Source organism: Mycolicibacterium septicum DSM 44393 (genome assembly GCF_000455325.1).
Lineage (GTDB): Bacteria > Actinomycetota > Actinomycetes > Mycobacteriales > Mycobacteriaceae > Mycobacterium > Mycobacterium septicum.
This window is the reverse complement of record NZ_HG322952.1, coordinates 124342-144105: the sequence shown is the minus strand read 5'-3', so window position 1 is coordinate 144105 and position 19764 is coordinate 124342. Positions and strand designations below refer to the sequence as shown.

The window sequence follows — 19764 nt, the reverse complement described above, 5'->3', positions numbered from 1 at the left end:
ACCCACTCCGCGAGCGACCGTGTCTGTACGCCGACACGCCGCGCATCGCGTACCTCGACGGTCGCTCGCGGGGCAAAGGGCAAAGAGATCAGCGAGGGATCATGCGGCCCATCGCGGAGGCGAACAGCTTCTGGTATCCGGAGCCGGTGATCCGCACGATCACGTCGAGGATCTTGGCGTCGGGACCGACGAGTACGCGCGCCTTGTCCTTGCGCACCGCCTCGAGGATGATCTTGGCCGCGCGCTGCGGGGTGGTGTTGGCCAACTTCCGGTCGAAGGTCTCCGCGAGCGCCTTCTGGTCCAGTCCCTCGGCGACGGTGGCGTTGCGCGCGATGGCGGTCTTGATCCCGCCCGGGTGCACGCAGGTCACCTTGACCGGATGCTTGGCCAGGGCCATTTCCTGACGCAGGGCCTCGGTGAAGCCGCGCACCGCGAACTTGGCCGAGTTGTAGGCGGCCTGGCCGGGAACCGAGAAGATGCCGAACAGGCTGGAGACGTTGACGACGTGTCCGTCGCCGGAGGCGATCAGGTGCGGCAGGAAGGCCTTGGTGCCGTTGACGACGCCCCAGTAGTCGACGTCCATGACCCGCTCGATGTCCTTGAACTGGCTGACCTCGACGTCGCCGCTGAATGCGATGCCTGCGTTGTTGTAGATCTGGTTGACCTTGCCGAAGTGCTCCTTGACGGCGTCGGCGTAGAGCAGGAAAGCCTCGCGCTCGGTGACGTCCAGCCGGTCGGTCTTGACCTCGGCGCCGATCGCCTTGAGGCGTTCCTCGGTGACCGCCAGGCCTTCGGTGTCGACGTCGCTGATCGCCAGTTTGGCGCCCGAACGTCCCAGCTCGATGGCCAGCGCCTGCCCGATGCCCGATCCGGCGCCGGTGACAACGGCGACCTTTCCGGCGAAGCCCTCCATAGAACACTCCCTCGCGTAGTCCGACACGTGTTGAGTTACGAGGCTACGCGGTACCGGCGGTCTCGCATATGGCGGCCTCCGCTGCGGCGGCCTCCTGCCACACATCGGCCAGGACCTGCAGCGGGACGTCCAGAGCGGTGCTCAATCCGACGACCGTGCCGAACGCGGGGGAGGGCAGCCGGCCGGTCTCGATCTTGCGCAAGGTCTCCGGGGAGATGCCGGCGTGCGCGGCCACCTCGTCGAGCGAGCGGTCTCCCCGGGCGGTACGCAGGGTCTCGCCGAGTCGGCGGCCGGCGGCGATCTGCGCGGGGGGTGAGCGGGGTACGGGACCACGACACCACGGTAGCGCTGGTATTTATATACCGCTAGTGTTGGTATTTAAATACCGAGGAGGATGTGGACATGATCGAGCTGAAGACCGGGGCCGAGATCGAGAAGATGCGGGTCACCGGGCGGTTCGTGGCCGAAGTGCTCGGCGAGCTGAGCGGGCTCGCCGCGATCGGGGTCAACCTGCTCGACCTCGAACACCACGCCCGCGACATGGTCAAACGGCGCGGCGCTGAGTCCTGCTACTGGGACTACGACCCGTCGTTCGGCAGGGGGCCGTTCCGCAACGTCATCTGCCTGTCGGTCAACGACGCCGTGCTGCACGGCCTCCCGCACGACTACCGGCTGCGTGACGGTGACGTGCTCAGCATGGACTTCGCGGTGTCGATCGACGGCTGGGTCGCCGACGCGGCCCGCACCGTGATCGTCGGGACCCCCGCGGCCGCCGACGTGCGCCTGGTCCGGGCCACCGAGGAGGCGCTGGCCGCCGGAACCGCCGCGGCCCGGCCCGGTAACCGGCTCGGCGACATCTCGGCCGCCATCGGCGCCGTCGCGGCCGATTACGGCTACCCGGTCAACCTCGAATTCGGTGGGCACGGTCTGGGCCGGACCATGCACGAGGACCCGCATGTGCCCAACCGGGGCAAGCCTGGCCGCGGCATGAAGTTGCGGGCCGGGATGACGCTGGCCCTCGAGCCGTGGCTCGCCGCGGGCACCAACCGCATCGTCTACGACCGCGACGGCTGGACCATCCGATCGGCCGACGGCTCCCGCACCGCCCACACCGAGAACACCGTGGCGATCACCGAATCCGGCCCGCTGGTGCTGACGACGTGCTGAGCGCCGCGCTCAGTGCTCGGGGCGCAGCAGCAGCGTGGCGATGACACTGATGACCGCGGTGGCCACCAGGTATCCGCACGCCAGCCACGGTGCGCCGCCACCGGCGGCGATCAGCGCCGTGAGGATCAGCGGTGTGAGGCCCGAGGCGTAGACGCCGGAGAGCTGATACACCGTCGACAAACCCGTGTAGCGGGTGCGGGTCGGGAACAGGGACGCGTAGAGCGTGCCCTGCGCGCCGTAGAACCAGGCGTGAATGACGCCGAACGCCAACAACATTCCCACCGCGTACGCCACGATGCTGCCGGTGCCGAACAACGCGAACGCGGGGAACACCACCACGGCGTACGCGGCGATACCCGACGCGTAGACAGCCTTCGGGCTGAACCGGTCGGCCAGCAGGCCCGAGACCGGCAGCAGTACCGCCATGAGCAGCGCCGCCGCGGTCACCACGACCAGCACGGGCACCTTGCCCAGGTGCAGGGTCGCGGTGGCGTACGAGATGGTGAACACGCCCCAGGTGTTGAACGCGGCGCCCTCGCCCCAGCGTGACAGCAGGCCCAGCACGGTCGAGCGCAGCGTCGGGGGACGGAAGATCTCCTTGACGGGGACCGCCGAGCGTTCGTCGTCATCGCGCAGCTTCTCGAACGCCGGGGTCTCGGCCACCCGGAACCGCACCACGACACCGAAGATCACCAGCACGACGCTGAACAGGAACGCGATCCGCCACCCGTAGGCCTGGAATGCCTCGGCCGACAGCCAGAGCTGCAACAGCACGAACACCCCGGTGCCCAGCGCCAGGCCCAGCGCCAGACCGACCTGCGGGATGCTGCCGAACAATCCGCGGCGATGACGAGGGCTGTGCTCGACGGCCAGCAGCACCGCGCCGGCCCACTCACCGCCGAGGGCGAATCCCTGGACCACCCGCAACACCAGAAGCAGGACCGGTGCCAGCACTCCGATCTGCGCCGCGGTGGGCAGCACGCCCATCAATGCGGTCGCCACGCCCATCAACAGCATGGTCAGGGCGAGCGTCTTCTTGCGGCCGATCCGGTCGCCGATGTGACCGAAGACGAATCCGCCGATGGGCCGGACCAGGAACCCGACCGCGAAGGTGGCGAATGCCAGCATCGTGCCGACGAAGGAGCTCTGGTCCGGGAAGAAGGTGTGGTTGAACACCAGGCTCGCGGCCGTGGCGTACAGGAAGAAGTCGTACCACTCGATCGTCGTCCCGAGCACGCTGGCCAGGACCGCGGTGCGCACCGTGTTGGGCGCAGCGGGTGCCTGCGCCTCATCGACGAGCGGGTCAGCTTCGATAGTCACCCTAGATGAGTAGCCGCCGGCCCTGGTGCGGCCCAGGGTTGTACGCGCGGTGATTCGAATGCACGCGCGCCCGGGCACCCCCAGAACAACGAAATGGTCGCTACCGTCGTGCGGCAGCGACCATTTCGTTGATTTCGGTGATCAGGCGAAGCGGTTACCCGAATGCCAGGTCGATGATCTCCTGCTGCTCGACGGCATGCACCTTCGACGACCCCGAGGACGGAGCCGACATCGCGCGCCGGGAGATCCGCTTGATCGGGTTGAAGTACTCCGGAAGCACCTCGGGCAGGGTCAGTCCCAGCGACGGCCACGCACCCTGGTTGGCCGGCTCCTCCTGGACCCAGAACTTCTCCGTGACGTTCGGGTAGCGGTCCAGCGTCTCGGCCAGCCGGCGCCGCGGCAGCGGGGCGAGCTGTTCGAGACGCACGATCGCGACGTCCTCACGGTTGTCCTTGGCCTTGCGCGCCGCCAGGTCGTAGTAGATCTTGCCGCTGCACAGCAGGACCCGGGTGACCTTGCCGCGGTCGCCCTCACCATCGGTGTAGGAGGACTCCTCCAGCACCGAGCGGAACTTGTTCTCGGTGAAGTCGCGGATGTCGCTGACGGCGGCCTTGTTGCGCAGCATCGACTTCGGGGTGAAGACGATCAGCGGACGCTGGATGCCGTCGAGGCCGTGCCTGCGCAACAGGTGGAAGTAGTTCGCCGGGGTCGACGGCACCGCGATGGTCATCGAACCCTCGGCCCACAGCTGCAGGAAGCGCTCGATGCGGCCCGAGGTGTGGTCGGGACCCTGTCCCTCGTGGCCGTGCGGCAGCAGCAGCACGACGTCGGAGAGCTGGCCCCACTTGGCCTCACCCGAGCTGATGAACTCGTCGATGATCGACTGCGCGCCGTTGACGAAGTCGCCGAACTGGGCTTCCCACAACACCATTGCGTCGGGGTTGCCCACCGAGTAGCCGTACTCGAAGCCCACTGCGGCGTACTCCGACAACGCCGAGTTGTAGACCAGCAACTTGCCGCCTGTCGGGGTGCCGTCGGAGTTGGTGGCCAGCAGCTGCAGCGGCGTGAACTCCTCGCCGGTCTTACGGTCGACGATCACGGCGTGACGCTGGGTGAACGTGCCGCGCTGGGTGTCCTGGCCGCTCAACCGGACCAGCTTGCCCTCCGAGATCAGCGACCCGAGCGCCAGCAGTTCGGCGAACGCCCAGTCGACCTTGCCTTCGTAGGCCATCTCGCGGCGCTTCTCCAGCACCGGCTTGACGCGCGGGTGCACGGTGAAGCCGTCCGGCAGGGCCAGATGGGCATCGCCGATGCGGGCCAGCAGCGACTTGTCCACGGCGGTCGCGAGCCGCTGCGGGATCTGCTGGTCGGATTCGACCGACTCGCTGGGCTCGGCCGCGTGCTTCTCCAGTTCGCGGACCTCGTTGAACACCCGCTCCAGCTGGCCCTGGTAGTCGCGCAGGGCGTCCTCGGCCTCTTTCATCGAGATGTCGCCACGGCCGATCAGGGCTTCGGTGTAGGCCTTGCGGGAGCCGCGCTTGGTGTCGATGACGTCGTACATGTACGGCTGGGTCATCGACGGGTCGTCGCCTTCGTTGTGTCCGCGGCGGCGGTAGCACAGCATGTCGATGACGACGTCCTTCTTGAACGCCTGGCGGAAGTCCACTGCCAGCCGCGCCACCCAGGCGCAGGCCTCCGGGTCGTCGCCGTTGACGTGGAAGATCGGCGCGCCGATCATCTTGGCGACGTCCGTGCAGTACTCGCTGGAGCGCGAATCCGTTGGCGCCGTGGTGAACCCGATCTGGTTGTTGACCACGATGTGGACGGTGCCGCCGGTCGTGTAACCGTTGAGCAGGGCGAGGTTCAGCGTCTCGGCGACCACGCCCTGGCCGGCGAATGCCGCGTCGCCGTGCAGCATCAGCGGGACGACGGGGTACTCGCCGGAGACGTCGGCGTCCCTGCTGCCGTCCAGCAGATCCTGCTTGGCCCGCACCAGACCCTCGAGCACCGGGTCGACCGCTTCGAGATGTGAGGGGTTGGCGGTCAGCGACACCTGAATGTCGTTGTCGCCGAACATCTGGATGTAGTTGCCGGACGCGCCGAGGTGGTACTTCACGTCACCGGAGCCGTGGGCCTGGCTCGGGTTCAGGTTGCCCTCGAACTCGGTGAAGATCTGGCTGTACGGCTTGCCGACGATGTTGGCCAGCACGTTGAGCCGGCCGCGGTGCGGCATACCGATGACCACCTCGTCGAGGCCGTGCTCGGCGGCCTGGTCGATCGCGGCGTCCATCATCGGGATGACGGTCTCGGCGCCCTCCAGCGAGAAGCGCTTCTGCCCAACATATTTGGTCTGCAGGAAGGTTTCGAACGCCTCGGCCGCATTGAGCTTGGACAGGATGTACTTCTGCTCGGCGACGGTCGGCTTGTCGTGCTTGATCTCGATACGCTCTTGCAGCCACTTCTGCTGCTCGGGCTCGAGGATGTGGGTGTACTCGACACCGATGTGGCGGCAGTACGCGTCGCGCAGCACCGACAGCACGTCGCGCAGCTTCAGGTACTGCTTGCCGGCGAACCCGTCGACCTTGAACTCGCGGTCGAGGTCCCACAGCGTCAGGCCGTGGGTGAGCACGTCGAGGTCGGGGTGGCTGCGGAAGCGGGTCTTGTCCAGGCGCAGCGGATCGATGTCGGCCATCAGGTGACCACGGTTGCGGTAGGCCGCGATCAGCTCGATGATCCGGGCATTCTTGTCCGTGATCGAGTCGGGGTTGTCGGTCCGCCAGCGCACCGGCTCGTACGGGATGCCGAGTTCGCGGAAGATCTCGTCGTAGAACTCGTCGTCGAGCAGCAGCTGGTGGATGGTGCGCAGGAAATCGCCCGATTCCGCGCCCTGGATGATGCGGTGATCGTAGGTCGAGGTCAGGGTGATCAGCTTGCCGATGCCGACCTCGTTGATGCGTTCCTCGCTGGCGCCCTGGAACTCGGCCGGGTACTCCATCGCGCCCGCGCCGATGATGGCGCCCTGGCCGGCCATGAGCCGCGGCACCGAGTGCACGGTGCCGATGGTGCCCGGGTTGGTCAGCGAGATGGTGACACCGGAGAAGTCCTCGGCGGTCAGCTTGCCGTCGCGGGCCCGGCGCACGATGTCCTCGTAGGCGGCGATGAACTGGCCGAAGTGCATGGTCTCGCAGCGCTTGATCGCGGCCACGACCAGTGAGCGGTTGCCGTCCTTGCCGGGCAGGTCGATGGCCAGGCCCAGGTTTGTGTGGGCCGGCGTGACCGCGGCGGGCTTGCCGTTGGCCTCGGCGAAGTACCGGTTCATGTTCGGGAACTTCTTGACCGCCTGCACGATGGCGTAGCCGAGCAGGTGGGTGAAGCTGACCTTGCCGCCGCGGGTGCGCTTGAGGTGGTTGTTGATGACGACGCGGTTGTCGATCATCAGCTTGGCCGGGATGGCCCGCACGCTCGTCGCGGTGGGCACCTCCAGCGAGGCGTTCATGTTCTTGACGACGGCCGCGGCGGCGCCGCGCAGCACCTGCGTCTCGTCACCCTCGGCCGGCGTGGGACCCGCCTTGGCGGGCTTGGCCGGGGCCGCCTTCGCCGGAGCGGCCGGAGCGGCCGGAGCCGGAGCAGGAGTTGCCGGCGCGGGAGTTGCGGGTGCGGCCGCCGCGGGAGCGGCGGGAGTTGCTGCCGCAGGCGCCTGCGGCGCTGCCGGTGGTGTCGACTGTCCGTTGGCGACGGTGTTGTCGGTGGTGGGCTCAGGGGAGTAGTCGACCAGAAATTCGTGCCAACTCGGATCCACCGAAGAGGGATCCTCGCGGAACTTGCGATACATCTCCTCGACCAACCACTCGTTCTGCCCGAATGGTGAAGGTGAACTGCTCACGGCAGACACTCGCCTCGATTCTTGTGTCCGGCCAGCCGTCACAAGGAGGCTTGCCGCTTGTGTTCTTCTGTGGGCGGTCGACCCCGTTCGACCGCCGCATAAAGGCTATCGCCTTTCGGCGCCACCCGAGGTCGGCATGGGGGTGGCGGACTTAGCGGACGGCAGCACATGCAACGTTGCAGGCCACCGCGGCGGGGGCGCGCCGAACGCCTGGCGGGCGTTGGCGACGATCTTCTTACCCATCAACCGGTTGCCGACGCCGCCGATGACAGCACCGATGCCGACCGGCAGCATCTTGCCGAAAGCCATCGCGCCGCGCTTGAGCGTATACCGCTTGACGAAGTACTTGACCAGCCGGGAGTTGAGCTGGGAAACCGCGGGCAACGGCAGTGTCGCGGCACCGTCGGACAGCCACGCGCCGCTGGTACGTCCGGTGCCGAGCAGGTCGGCGATGGCGTGCTTGCTGTCGTCGCCGACGAGCACCGAGAGCACCAGGGCGCGGCGCCGTTCGCGGTGGTCGGCGGGGATGCCGTACACCTCGGCGACCGCGAGCACGAACACCGACGTCGCCTCGAGGAACACCACCGTCTCCCCGGCCACGGCCGAGAGCGCCACCAGCGTTCCGATACCGGGGAATGCCGCCGCCGAGCCGACGGCCGCGCCGCTGGCCATCACCGCGGCCAGGTAGTGCTTCTCCAGCCGGGTCACGATCTCGGCCGGGGTGGCATCGGGCTGCTGGCTGCGCAACCGGTCCACGTATGCCTTGACCGCGGGGGCCTGCACGCGTGAACTGCCCTCGATGATCGCCGAGAGCACCTTGGCCGCGGCGCTGGGATCGGTCGTCTCTTCGACCTTGGCCGGTAATTGGGCTTTGGACCGCGCAAACACTTCGGGGCCTCCCAGGTGTGAACCCATCGTTGACTGCCAGGCTAACGAACGACGACCCGCCGTGGGTGCCCGAGGGTGACCGCTGTCACCGGGAACAAAAAACTCGAATGCGGGGCTGTTCAGCTTCATGGCATCATCGCGCGACGTGGACCAGACGACATCGCCAGCCGCGCCGAGCCGGATCCGGATGATCCTGGTGCTGGGGGCCCTCGTCGCGTTGGGGCCGCTGACCATCGACATGTATCTGCCTGCGCTGCCGCGGATCGCCGACGAGCTCTCGGTTTCCTCCTCGGTGTCCCAGTTGACGCTCACCGGAACCCTGGCAGGCCTGGCGCTCGGGCAACTGATCGTCGGCCCGCTGTCGGACTCGCTGGGCCGCAGGCGCCCGTTGATGTGGGGCATCGTGCTGCACATGGTGGCCTCGGTGCTGTGTGTGCTGGCGCCCGACATCGCGATCCTCGGGCTGGCGCGCGGACTGCAGGGCATGGGCGCGGCGGCCGCCTCGGTGGTGGCCATCGCCGTGGTCGGTGACCTGTTCAGCGGCACGGCGGCGGCGACGGTGATGTCACGGTTGATGCTGGTGCTCGGGGTGGCCCCGGTGCTGGCCCCGTCGCTGGGCGCGGCGGTGCTGCTGCACGGGTCCTGGCACTGGGTGTTCGTCGCGTTGGTGGTAGTGGCCGGCGGCCTGCTGCTGATGGCCGCGCTCGCCCTGCCCGAGACGCTGCCGGTTTCACACCGGCGCCCGCTGGCGGTGGGCGGCATCATCGGCACCTACATCGAGCTCCTGCGCGACTCGCGGTTCGTGATCCTGGTCCTGGTGGCCGCGCTCGGCATGTCGGGGCTGTTCGCCTACATCTCGGCCGCGCCGTTCGTCCTTCAGGGCCACTACGGCCTGGACCAGCAGGCCTTCGCGCTGGTGTTCGCCGCGGGTGCCATCGCGCTGATCGGCTCCACCCAGTTCAACGTCGTGCTGCTGCGCCGGTTCTCGCCGCAGGCCATCACGGTGGCGGCGCTGAGCTGGTCGACGCTGGCCGGCGTGGTGTTCGTCGCGCTGACCGTCGCGCACGTGGGTGGGCTGTCCGCGTTCTTGGTGCCGGTGCTGGCGATCCTGGCCGGGATGGGCCTGGTCCTTCCCAATGCCCCGGCGGTCGCGCTGTCGCGTCATCCCGACGCTGCCGGCACGGCGGCCGCGCTGCTGGGCGCGGCACAGTTCGGACTCGGTGCCGCGGTGGCGCCCGCGATCGGGGCCCTGGGCAACGGCGCGCCGGCGTTGTCGTGGGTGATGACGGCAGGCATGGCGATCGCCTTGGCGGCGCTACTGCTGGTGGGTCGGCGTAACGGTGACGAGGAGCCGAGCGAATACCCGGGCGACACGCTCGACGTCGCTCCGGAGGCGGTTGTCGAGCCGGCCTGACCCGCTCCCGGGTAGCGTCGGCTGGGCCCGCCAACAACCCAACTAGGTCGGACCCGAGGCCCAACCCACCACATTCGACATGTCTCCAGTGCTGAACGCCCGCACCCCGAACGCGCAGGGCAATGGGTCCGCGCGTCCGGAGAATCCGTGGAACGCGCTGTGGGCCATGATGGTCGGCTTCTTCATGATCCTGGTCGACGCGACGATCGTGGCGGTCGCCAATCCGACGATCATGGAAGCCCTGGGCGCCGACTACGACGGCGTGATCTGGGTGACCAGCGCCTACCTGCTCGCGTATGCGGTGCCGCTGCTGGTCGCCGGCCGGCTCGGCGATGTGTACGGACCCAAGAACCTCTACCTGGCCGGGCTGGCCGTGTTCACCGCGGCCTCGCTGTGGTGTGGTCTGGCCGGCAGCATCGAGATGCTGATCGCCGCGCGCGTGGTGCAGGGCATCGGCGCGGCGTTGCTGACACCGCAGACCTTGTCGACGATCACCCGCATCTTCCCGCCCGAGCGGCGCGGGGTGGCGATGAGCGTGTGGGGTGCGACCGCCGGGGTCGCCACCCTGGTCGGGCCGTTGGCCGGTGGCGTGCTGGTCGGGGGCCTTGGCTGGCAGTGGATCTTCTTCGTCAACGTGCCGATCGGAATCCTGGGTCTGGCGCTGGCGGTGTGGCTGGTCCCGGTGCTGCCCACCCAGCCGCACCGGTTCGACCTGCTGGGCGTGGTGCTGTCCGGCGTCGGCATGTTCCTGATCGTGTTCGCGCTGCAGGAGGGGCAGTCGCGGGACTGGGCGCCGTGGGTGTGGGCCACCGGTGCGGTCGGCATCGCGGTGATGGTGGCGTTCGTGTGCTGGCAGGCGGTCAACACCGCCGAGCCGCTGATCCCGCTGCGGATCTTCAAGGACCGCGATTTCAGTCTGGCCAACGTGGGCGTCGCGACGATCGGGTTCGCGGTGACGGCGATGATCCTGCCGTTGATGTTCTACGCCCAGACCGTGTGCGGGCTGTCGCCGATCCGGTCGGCCCTGTTGACCGCGCCGACTGCCATCGCCAGCGGTGTGCTGGCACCGGTGGTGGGTCGCATCGTCGACCGGGCGCATCCGACGCCGGTGATCGGCTTCGGCTTCTCGGCCATGGCGATCGGGCTGACCTGGCTGGCGGTGGAGATGACCCCGACGACCCCGATCTGGCGGCTACTGCTGCCGCAGTTGGTGATGGGCATCGGCATGGCATTCATCTGGTCCCCGCTGGCGGCGACCGCGACGCGCAACCTGCCGCCGGACCTGGCCGGGGCCGGCTCGGGTGTGTACAACGCCACCCGACAGGTCGGGTCGGTGCTGGGCAGCGCCGGGATCGCGGCGTACATGACGTCGCGCATCGGCGCCGAACTGCCGGGGGCGGCAAGCGCGGCGCCCCGCGGGGAGGGTGCGGCCGCCGAACTGCCCGAGTTCTTGCACGTGCCGTTCGCCGCGGCGATGTCGCAGTCCATGCTGCTGCCCGCGTTCGTCGCGCTGTTCGGTGTGGTGGCCGCCCTGTTCCTGCTCGGTTTCGGCAATGAATCGACCTTCGCGGCGGCGCCCGGGCGGGACGCGAACCCCGAGCCCTACCTGGATCCCCGTGACGACGATGACGACGACTACATCGAGTTCACCGTGAGCCATGACGGTGATCCGGACGCGGTCACCGACCAATTCCGCGCACTGCCGGTGGCCCTCCCCGAAGCCGCGGACCCCGACAAGTGGGAGAACATCTACGCCGAGTTCATGGCCGAGCGCGATGGAACAGCACAGCGGGATTGAGATAGCCGCCCGGATCGAACGCGGCCTTGACGGTGCGCATGGCCGCGATGTCGGCCTCGGTGCGTGACATCGCCACATAGTCGCGTTTACGTGAGCCGACGCCGTGTTCCGAGCTGACGTTGCCGCCGCAGTCGGCGATCAGCGTCATCATCGCGGCGTACAGCCCGGGTTCGGAATCGGTGGAACAGCGCAGCACGTTCAGGTGCAGATTGCCCTCGCCGATGTGTCCGAACAGCACCGGGATCGCTTCTGGCGCATGGCCGGCGATCAACTCGGCCGATGCGTCGGCGAAACCCTGGATCGCCGACAGCGGCAGGGAGACATCGAATTTCAGTGGCGGGCCGAACAATCCGAGCACCTCGGCCACCGACTCGCGGACCTGCCACAACCGCTGTTGCGCGGTTGTGTCGATGCCGACGGCGGGCTCGCCGCACAGGTCGGCGTCCTCCAGCGCGTCGGCCAGGCGTTCGGTCTGGTCGGTGTCGCCGGCCAATTCGATCAGCAGCTGCCAGGCGCCGTCGACCGGGGCGGCCACGCCGAGGTGCTCGGCGGTCAGCGCACTGGCCCGGGCGTCGATCAGCTCCAGGGCGGCGATGCCCTCGAGGTCACGGAAGATCCGGCCTGCGCCGACGAGTGCATCCAGGTCGGCGAACCCGCAGATCGCGGTGACCCGGTGGGTGGGCGCTGGGTGCAGTCGCAGGTCCAGCGTCGTGATCACGCCGAGGGTGCCCTCGGCGCCGACGAAAAGGGAGGCCAGATCGTAGCCCGTGTTGTCGCGGCGGACCTGGCTGTGCCGGTGCACCACCGACCCGTCCGGTAGCGCGATGTCCAGGCCCAGCACCTGCTCGCCCATGTTGCCGTAGCGCACCGTGCGCAGACCCCCGGCGTTGGTGGAGGCCATCCCGCCGACGGTGGCCGATTCACGTGCGGCAAGGTCGACGCCGAACACCAGACCCGCCGCCGTGGCGGCCCGCTGCACGGCGGCCAGGGGAGTCCCGGCACCGACGGTGACCCTGCGCTCGACGGTGTCGATGGCACCGATCCCGGTGAGTCGCTCGGTGGACAGCAGGATGTCGTCGTTCTCCGGAACCGTCCCGGCCACCAATGAGGTCCGGCCGCCCTGCACCGTGACACACGCTCCCGCGTCGCGGCAGGCTCGCAGCACCGCCGCCACTTCGTCGGCGTTGCCGGGGCGGACCAGAGCTGTCGCCTGCCCGCGGTACCGCCCGGTGTGGTCGACGCAGCGGCCGTCCAACACGTCGGGGTCGGTGGTGACGTACCCGGCACCGACAATCCCGGCAAGTGTTTCGGTAAGCGTTTCAGTCACCGGTTGGGTGTATCACAGGATCGGTCAGGGCCAGGAATGCGCCGAGCGCGATCAGGCTGTCCGGCTGGGACGGCAGATAGTCGGTGAGCTGGGGTGAGCGCACGATGTACGCGACGTACTTGGCCCGGCTGATCGCCACGTTGAGCCGGTTGCGGTTCAGCAGGAAACCGATCCCGCGGGGCACATCGGCGGCCGAGGAGGCCGTCATCGACACGAACACCACGGGCGCCTGCCTGCCCTGGAACTTGTCCACCGTGCCGGCCTGCACCTCGGTCAGACCTGCCGCGTCGAGAGCTCGCCGCACCGTGGTCACCTGGGCGTTGTAGGGCGTCACCACCAGGAAGTGGTCCTGCCCCAGCGGCGTGCTGCCGTACTCGTCGGTCCAGGTGGTGTCCATCAGGCCGGTGATGGCCGCGACGATCGCGTCAGCCTCTTCGGGACTGTCGGTCGAATTGCCAAGGTGGGCGACCTCGAGTACCCGAACGCCGGGTTCGATACCATCGAGTGTGCGTGCGGCACTGACCTTTTCGTGTGACTGCAGACGGCCGTCATAGGACAGCCGCGACACCGGGCCGCACACCGCCGGATGCATCCGGAACGAGCAGTCCAGGAAGTAGCCGCGCTCGGCAGGCAGCGTGTGCGCACCCTCGACCAGCCAGCCCAGTGCCGAATCGTCGACCGGTGCCGGGTGGGTGCCCTGGCAGACCTGGGGCAATTGCTGCGGATCGCCCAGCAGCAGCAGATTGCGCGCGGCCGGGGCCACCGCGATGGTGTTGGCCAGGTTGAACTGACCCGCCTCTTCGATCACCAGCAGGTCGAGGCAATGGCGCGGGACCCGGGCCTCGTTCGCGAAATCCCATGCGGTGCCGCCGATCACGCATCCTGGATGATCAGCGATGAACGAGGCGTAGGCGTTCTCGCCGATCTCCGTCCACCGCGGGTCGGCGCCCTTGCGTTTCTTGGCAACCAGCGCAGCGTCCACCCCGGCGTCGATCACCTGCTCCAACAGGTGCTCGATCACCGCGTGTGACTGCGCGACGATGCCGATACGCCAACGGTGTTCGTTGACCAGGCCGGCGATGATCTGCGCCGAGGTGTGGGTCTTGCCGGTGCCGGGTGGGCCGTGCACCGCGATGTACGAGCAATCCAGATCCAGCAGCGCCGCCGTGATGTCGGCGGCGGTCCCACTGCCCCGCGGCAGTGGCCGGCCGCTGACGGTGCGCGGCGGGCGCCGCAGCAGCACATCGGTCACCGCGTCGGCGGGCAGCGTCGGTAGACCGGCGGACACGGTGGTGGCCGTGCTGTCGATGGACACCTGCAGGGGCCGGGTGTTGATCGGTGGGCCCGGGGTCAGCGCGAACGGCACCTGGGTGAACGTGTCACCGTGCTTGGGCTGGCGTTCGGTGATCAGCACCTCGGTCGGTGCTTCCGGATTGTCGCAGCCGACGACCGCGGCGCTGCCGAAGCCACGACGGTCCGGGTCGTCGGACAGGCCTGCCGGCGCCGGCGGGGTGTACAGCGCGTAGACCTCGGTACCCAGTTCCCCGGCGTCGATGGCGCCGGTCAGCAGCACCTGCCGTTGCGGTTTACGGGCCCGCGGCGGAGTGTGCCAGTCGGTGACGACCCGCGCCTTCTCGGCGACGAAAACGCCTGTGCTGTCGGCCCATTCGTCGACCGGATTGTTGAGCCGGTCGAAATGGCCCCACCAGAACGGTTTGTCCTCGCGTTTGTGGAAGCCGCGCGCCGCGGCGATGAGCGCCACCGCCTGCTGCTCGGCCGTTCGGGGTTCCACTCCGTCGCCTGCGAAGCGCAGCAGCTTGCGGTCGACGGCGTCGGCCTTCTCGATCGGTGCTCCGTCGCGCACCGGTTGTGGGCCGCGCGGCGGCACCTCGGCTTCGAACGCCCGGTTGATCAGCCAGTCCCGCAGCCGGTGGGTGGACCGGCAGTCGTAGCGGTTGTAGTCCTCGATCTCCTTGAGCACGGTGGCGGCCTCGTCGTGGTGACCGGCGTCGCGCAGTGCGCAGTGGCGTGCGTATTCGGTGATCGAATCGGTGGCCTTGGTGACCTCGCCGCCGCGCAGTTCGTTGCCCATGTACAGGGGTTCCAGCGATTTGATGCTGTAGTTCTCGGTGCCGACGCGAATGCTCTTGCGTACCAACGGAAGCAGGTCGACGAGGATGCCGTTGCGAAGCAGGTCGTCGACGTCGTTCTCGCCTACCCCGTAGCGGCCGGCCAGCCGCAGCAGGGTGCTGCGCTCATAGGGTGCGTAGTGGTAGATGTGCATCTTGGGGAAACGCTTGCGCCGCTTGCGGACCAGGTCCAGGAAGTCGATGAGCACCTGGCGTTCGCTGGCCCGGTCGTGCGCCCACAACGGCTGGAAGTTTCCTTCCGCGCCCAGGACGCCCCACAGGTATTCCAGACCCCAGTCCTGGCCGTTGGCCGTCCACAACGGGTCGCCTTCGTAGTCGAAGAACAGGTCGCCCTTGTCCGGGTCCGGCAGCAGCATCAGCGGTTGCGGATCGACTACTTCGTACGGCGGCTTGCCATCCGGGTGCGGTGCCACCTGCAGGCGGGCCTGCCCCCGCAGCGCGGTCAGGTTGCGCTGGGCCAACCCCGGCACCGCATCGGTGTGGCCGGCCAACTGATGGGTGGTGGTGACACCGGCCTCGATGAGCCGGGCGCGCTGGCCGGCCCGAATCCCGGCCACCAGGAACAGGTCGTCGGTGGCGCGGATCTGCTGCTCGCATTCACTGCAGCCGAAACACGCCCGCACCGTGTCGTCGGACCAGCGCACGGCGGTGTCGCCGGCCAGATGACCGTCGAGCAGTGCCTGTAGCGCGGCGCGCCGTGGCCGGTACACCGCGAGCAGTTCGTCGACGCGGTAGCTGGACATCGCGCCGTCGCCGAGGACCAGGTCGACCTCGTCGGCGACCGGCACCCCGGCGGCCGACAGCACATCGGCGTAGGCGGCCAGCTGGAGCAGCGCCTCCACCTTCACCGAGCGGGACAGTTTGGTGTCCCGCAGGCGGTAGCGCTGCCCGTCCCAGATCAGGAAGTCGGCGAACCCGGCGAACCGTCCGTCGAACATCGCGGCCTGATAGATCGCCGGGTCGCGGCGTCGCACGGCTTCCAGGGTGGCTTCGGCCGCGGTCGTCAACCCGGCTGCGGTGTAGGTGGGCCGGCCGATCACCGTCACCTCAGAGTTGGCGCGCAGGTCCTCGAGGTGGCGCTGCTCGTGGTCGCCGCCGAGTTGTGCGGTGCGAGCCAGCAATTCGTCGTCGGACGACACCGCCGGGCCACGACCGAGCTGCGCGTCGAACGATCGCAGCAGGGCGTACTCACAGCGGGCGGCCGCGGCCAGATCCGAGGCGCTGTAGATGACCGTCGGACCCGACGCGCCGTCGTCGGTGACGAACACGCTGCCACTGTAGGTGAGGGCACCGACATCGCGGGTGAAGCTAGATGTTGCCCATCAATTCCACACCGCCGCCGTTCCAGCGGAACTTCACCGTGCTGGCCAGTCCGTGTAATCCGCCGGAGTACTGCAGTGCCACGGTGTCGCCGGTGCTGGCCGTCTTGTCGATGCCGTTGAAGCCATAGGTGTCCGGCACGCCGGTCGGGATGAACTTGCCCAGGTGGAAGAGAACGGCTCGGGTATTGGGGTGTTCGGAGTTGGTGTTGGCCCGGACGATCACCGCCGACAGCTGGGCGCACTCGTTGTAGTTGCCCGCCAGCGGCTCGGGGCTCCAGGACTGATTGCTGCGTGGGTCCCGGGGCAACTCCGAGACTGCCTTGGAGATCTCGGGGGCGGCGAGGTTCACCGCGCAGGGATCGGCCTGTGGTGGCGCCGGCGCCGGGGCGGCCTTCGCGGCAGGGGTGGACACCGAGGTCGGGGCTGGACCGGGTCCGGCGTCGGGGGTTTTGGAGACGGTGGAATCGCCCGATCCGCACCCCGAGAGCGTGAGCACGGCCGTCACAACGACCCCGGGGGCCATGGCGAACACTGCGACCCGATTCACAGTTGGGCAACCTACCGCGCCCCCGTGGCGGGTTTGTGCAGGCGCGCGGCCGGGATTCCCTTCGATTGGCACTAGACTTCTGAACCGATGACCTCGCCAGACCCGGATTCGGGGGATACCGCCCCAACGTTTGCCGACCTGCAGATTGACCCTGCGGTGTTGAAGGCAGTCACTGATGTCGGCTACGAGTCGCCGTCGGCGATTCAGGCCGCGACCATTCCGGCCATGCTCGCGGGCTCCGATGTGGTCGGGCTGGCCCAGACCGGTACCGGTAAGACCGCGGCCTTCGCCATCCCGATCCTGTCCAAGATCGACACCACCAGCCGCAACACCCAGGCGCTGGTGCTGGCACCGACTCGTGAGCTCGCGTTGCAGGTCGCCGAGGCCTTCGGCCGCTACGGCGCGCATCTGCCCGCGATCAACGTGCTGCCCATCTACGGCGGGGCGTCCTACACCGTTCAGCTGTCGGGCCTCCGGCGCGGAGCGCAGGTGGTGGTGGGTACCCCGGGCCGGGTGATCGATCACCTCGAGCGCGGCACGCTGGATCTGTCGAACCTGGACTACCTGGTGCTCGACGAGGCCGACGAGATGCTCACCATGGGCTTCGCCGAAGAGGTCGAGCGGATCCTCGCCGACACGCCGGAGTACAAGCAGGTGGCGCTGTTCTCGGCCACCATGCCGCCGGCCATCCGCAAGATCACCACCAAGTACCTGCACGATCCGGTCGAGGTCACGGTCAAGGCCAAGACCGCCACCGCCGAGAACATCACGCAGCGGTTCATCCAGGTGGCCGGCGCGCGCAAGCTGGACGCGCTGACGCGGGTGCTCGAGGTCGAAGAGGGCGACGCGATGATCGTGTTCGTCCGCACCAAGCAGGCCACCGAGGAGGTCGCCGAGCGGCTCAAGGCTCGCGGTTTCGCGGCTGCGGCCATCAACGGTGACATCAACCAGGCCCAGCGTGAGCGCACGATCACCGCGCTCAAGGACGGCACGATCGACATCCTGATCGCCACCGATGTCGCCGCGCGCGGTCTGGACGTCGAACGCATCTCGCACGTCGTCAACTACGACATCCCGCACGACACCGAGTCGTACGTGCACCGCATCGGCCGCACCGGCCGGGCCGGCCGCTCGGGGCATGCCCTGCTGTTCGTCACCCCGCGCGAACGCCACTTGCTCAAGTCGATCGAGAAGCACACCCGGTCGAAGGTCATCGAGGCCGAGCTGCCCAGCGTCGACGATGTCAACGCCCAGCGCGTGTCGAAGTTCCGTGACTCCATCACCGATTCGCTCAACGGTCCGGGCCTGGAGTTGTTCCGCCGGATCATCGAGGACTACGAGCGCGAGAACGACGTGCCGATGGTCGATATCGCCGCGGCATTGGCGTTGCAGTCGCGCAACGGCGAAGAGTTCCTGATGACGGAACCGCCGCCGGAGAAGCGCCGCGAGCGTGACCGGGACGATCGCGGCGAGCGGCCCGTGCGCAAGGAGCGCCCACCGCGCGAGGGCCTGGCGACGTACCGGATCGCGGTCGGCAAGCGGCACAAGGTGGGGCCCGGCCACATCGTCGGCGCCATTGCCAACGAGGGCGGCCTGCACCGCAACGAGTTCGGCCACATCACCATTCGCGGCGACTACTCGCTGGTGGAGCTGCCGGAGAAGCTGCCGAGCAAGACGCTCAAAGCCCTGGAGAACACCCGGATCTCGGGCATGCTCATCAATCTGGAGCGGGAGCACGTCGAGCGCGCCGACCGGGGTGACCGTGGGCCGCGCCGCGAATACAAGGGCCGTTCGGAGTACAAGGGCAGATCCGAGAACAAAGACCGCTCGGGGAAGCCGCACCGGAAGACCAAGTGACGGTCTCCAGGAGCGTGACGGGGCTGTCGGATCAGGGTGGCCTTGAGTCGATTGACGCGCCAGTTTCCGCGTCGGCTCGGGTTGCGTCACTGACCGGGATCCGCGCGGTGGCCGCCATTCTGGTGGTGCTGACGCATGCGGCCTACACCACCGGTAAATACGGGCAGGGCTACCTCGGGCTGGTGTATTCACGCGCCGAGATCGGTGTGCCGATCTTCTTCGTGCTCAGTGGTTTCCTGTTGTTCCGGCCCTGGGTGAAGGCCGCCGCGACGGAGGGACGTGCGCCGTCGGTGCGCCGGTACGCCTGGCACCGGGTGCGACGCATCATGCCGGCGTATGTGGTGACGGTGCTGCTCGCGTATCTGCTCTACCACTTTCGCACCGCGGGTCCGAACCCCGGCCACACGTGGATCGGCCTGTTCCGCAACCTGACTCTGACCCAGATCTACACCGACGACTATCTCTTCTCCTTTCTGCATCAAGGGTTGACCCAGATGTGGAGCCTGGCGGTGGAGGCGGCGTTCTACGTGGCCCTGCCGCTGATCGCCTATCTGTTGCTGGTCGTGTTGTGCCGGCGACGGTGGCGGCCGGGGTTGTTGTTCTTCGGCCTGGCCATGCTGGCCGCGGTGTCACCACTGTGGCTGTGGATCGTGCACGATTCCACGAATCTGCCTGACGGTGCCCGGCTTTGGCTGCCCACCTACATGGCCTGGTTCGTGGCGGGTATGGCGCTGACGGTGCTGGGGCAGCTCAAGGTGCGCGGCTACGGGATGGTGTGTGTGCCGTTGGCCGTGGTGTGCTACTTCATCGCGTCGACGCCGCTCGCGGGGGAGCCGACGACGTCACCCGCCAAGCTGAGCGAGGCGTTGGTCAAGACGTTCTTCTACGCGGTGATCGCCGCATTGCTGGTGGCGCCGCCCGCGCTCGGCGACCACGGTTGGTACAACCGCTTTCTCGCGTCCCGGCCGATGGTCTTCCTCGGCGAGATCTCCTACGAGATCTTCCTGATCCACCTGATGATCATGGAACTGGTGATGGTCGAGGTGATGCGCGATCCGGTCTACACGGGGTCGATGTTCAACCTGTTCGTGCTCACGATGGTGTTCACCATCCCGGCGGCCTGGCTGCTGCACCGGTTCACGCGAGTCCGATCCTGAGCATTTAGTTAGGGTATGCTT

The 19764-nt window shown here is 68.1% G+C and carries 13 protein-coding genes; 5 read left to right on the top strand and 8 right to left on the bottom strand.

Features of this window, described 5'->3' with window-relative positions; translation table 11 throughout:
• Positions 1-88: 88 nt before the first annotated feature.
• Positions 89-913: an SDR family NAD(P)-dependent oxidoreductase gene (locus TX88_RS20615; protein ID WP_044519757.1), complete on the bottom strand. Its 825-nt coding sequence runs from the start codon at positions 911-913 to the stop codon at positions 89-91.
• 43 nt (positions 914-956) lie between these two features.
• A complete protein-coding gene (locus TX88_RS20610) occupies positions 957-1268 on the bottom strand; it encodes a helix-turn-helix domain-containing protein (protein WP_044519755.1) in 312 nt (103 codons plus the stop codon).
• 47 nt (positions 1269-1315) lie between these two features.
• On the opposite strand from TX88_RS20610, the gene map reads away from it, so the two are divergent.
• Positions 1316-2080, top strand: a complete 765-nt coding sequence (map, locus tag TX88_RS20605) for a type I methionyl aminopeptidase (RefSeq protein ID WP_044521462.1) — start codon at positions 1316-1318, stop codon at positions 2078-2080.
• 9 nt (positions 2081-2089) lie between these two features.
• Here map and TX88_RS20600 read toward each other — a convergent pair whose 3' ends face one another.
• The 3 genes from TX88_RS20600 to TX88_RS20590 all read right to left on the bottom strand — a co-directional run bounded on the left by TX88_RS20600 (position 2090) and on the right by TX88_RS20590 (position 8171).
• Positions 2090-3394 (bottom strand): MFS transporter, encoded by a 1305-nt coding sequence (locus TX88_RS20600; protein ID WP_110918171.1) that lies wholly within the window; start codon positions 3392-3394, stop codon positions 2090-2092.
• A gap of 160 nt (positions 3395-3554) precedes the next feature.
• Positions 3555-7283 (bottom strand): multifunctional oxoglutarate decarboxylase/oxoglutarate dehydrogenase thiamine pyrophosphate-binding subunit/dihydrolipoyllysine-residue succinyltransferase subunit, encoded by a 3729-nt coding sequence (locus tag TX88_RS20595; protein ID WP_044519750.1) that lies wholly within the window; start codon positions 7281-7283, stop codon positions 3555-3557.
• A 105-nt stretch (positions 7284-7388) separates the two neighbouring features.
• Positions 7389-8171: a hypothetical protein gene (locus TX88_RS20590; protein WP_209447100.1), complete on the bottom strand. Its 783-nt coding sequence runs from the start codon at positions 8169-8171 to the stop codon at positions 7389-7391.
• A gap of 127 nt (positions 8172-8298) precedes the next feature.
• Here TX88_RS20590 and TX88_RS20585 point away from each other — a divergent pair, with 127 nt between their 5' ends.
• Together TX88_RS20585 and TX88_RS20580 are read left to right on the top strand one after the other, a co-directional pair.
• On the top strand, positions 8299-9585 hold the full coding sequence (locus TX88_RS20585; RefSeq protein WP_044519747.1) for a multidrug effflux MFS transporter: 1287 nt from the start codon (positions 8299-8301) through the stop codon (positions 9583-9585).
• A 79-nt stretch (positions 9586-9664) separates the two neighbouring features.
• Complete coding sequence (locus TX88_RS20580) at positions 9665-11383, top strand: DHA2 family efflux MFS transporter permease subunit (RefSeq protein ID WP_044519746.1); 1719 nt, start codon at positions 9665-9667, stop codon at positions 11381-11383.
• Here TX88_RS20580 and TX88_RS20575 read toward each other — a convergent pair.
• From TX88_RS20575 to TX88_RS20565, 3 genes are read right to left on the bottom strand one after another with little or no spacing between them, the layout of a single operon-like run.
• Complete coding sequence (locus tag TX88_RS20575; RefSeq protein ID WP_044519745.1) at positions 11346-12710, bottom strand: FAD-binding oxidoreductase; 1365 nt, start codon at positions 12708-12710, stop codon at positions 11346-11348. The genes TX88_RS20580 and TX88_RS20575 overlap by 38 nt on opposite strands.
• Positions 12703-16128 carry a TM0106 family RecB-like putative nuclease gene (locus tag TX88_RS20570; RefSeq protein ID WP_044519744.1) on the bottom strand — a complete coding sequence of 1142 codons (3426 nt, stop codon included), beginning with the start codon at positions 16126-16128 and terminating at the stop codon, positions 12703-12705. The genes TX88_RS20575 and TX88_RS20570 overlap by 8 nt, the downstream gene beginning before the upstream one ends.
• 40 nt (positions 16129-16168) lie before the next feature.
• Positions 16169-16705, bottom strand: a complete 537-nt coding sequence (locus tag TX88_RS20565; RefSeq protein ID WP_044521460.1) for an LppP/LprE family lipoprotein — start codon at positions 16703-16705, stop codon at positions 16169-16171.
• Between the two features lie 111 nt (positions 16706-16816).
• On the opposite strand from TX88_RS20565, the gene TX88_RS20560 reads away from it, so the two are divergent.
• Positions 16817-18586 carry a DEAD/DEAH box helicase gene (locus TX88_RS20560; RefSeq protein WP_044519743.1) on the top strand — a complete coding sequence of 590 codons (1770 nt, stop codon included), beginning with the start codon at positions 16817-16819 and terminating at the stop codon, positions 18584-18586.
• Positions 18583-19743 carry an acyltransferase family protein gene (locus TX88_RS20555; protein ID WP_044519742.1) on the top strand — a complete coding sequence of 387 codons (1161 nt, stop codon included), beginning with the start codon at positions 18583-18585 and terminating at the stop codon, positions 19741-19743. Before TX88_RS20560 ends, TX88_RS20555 begins: the two co-directional genes overlap by 4 nt.
• Positions 19744-19764 lie beyond the last annotated feature (21 nt).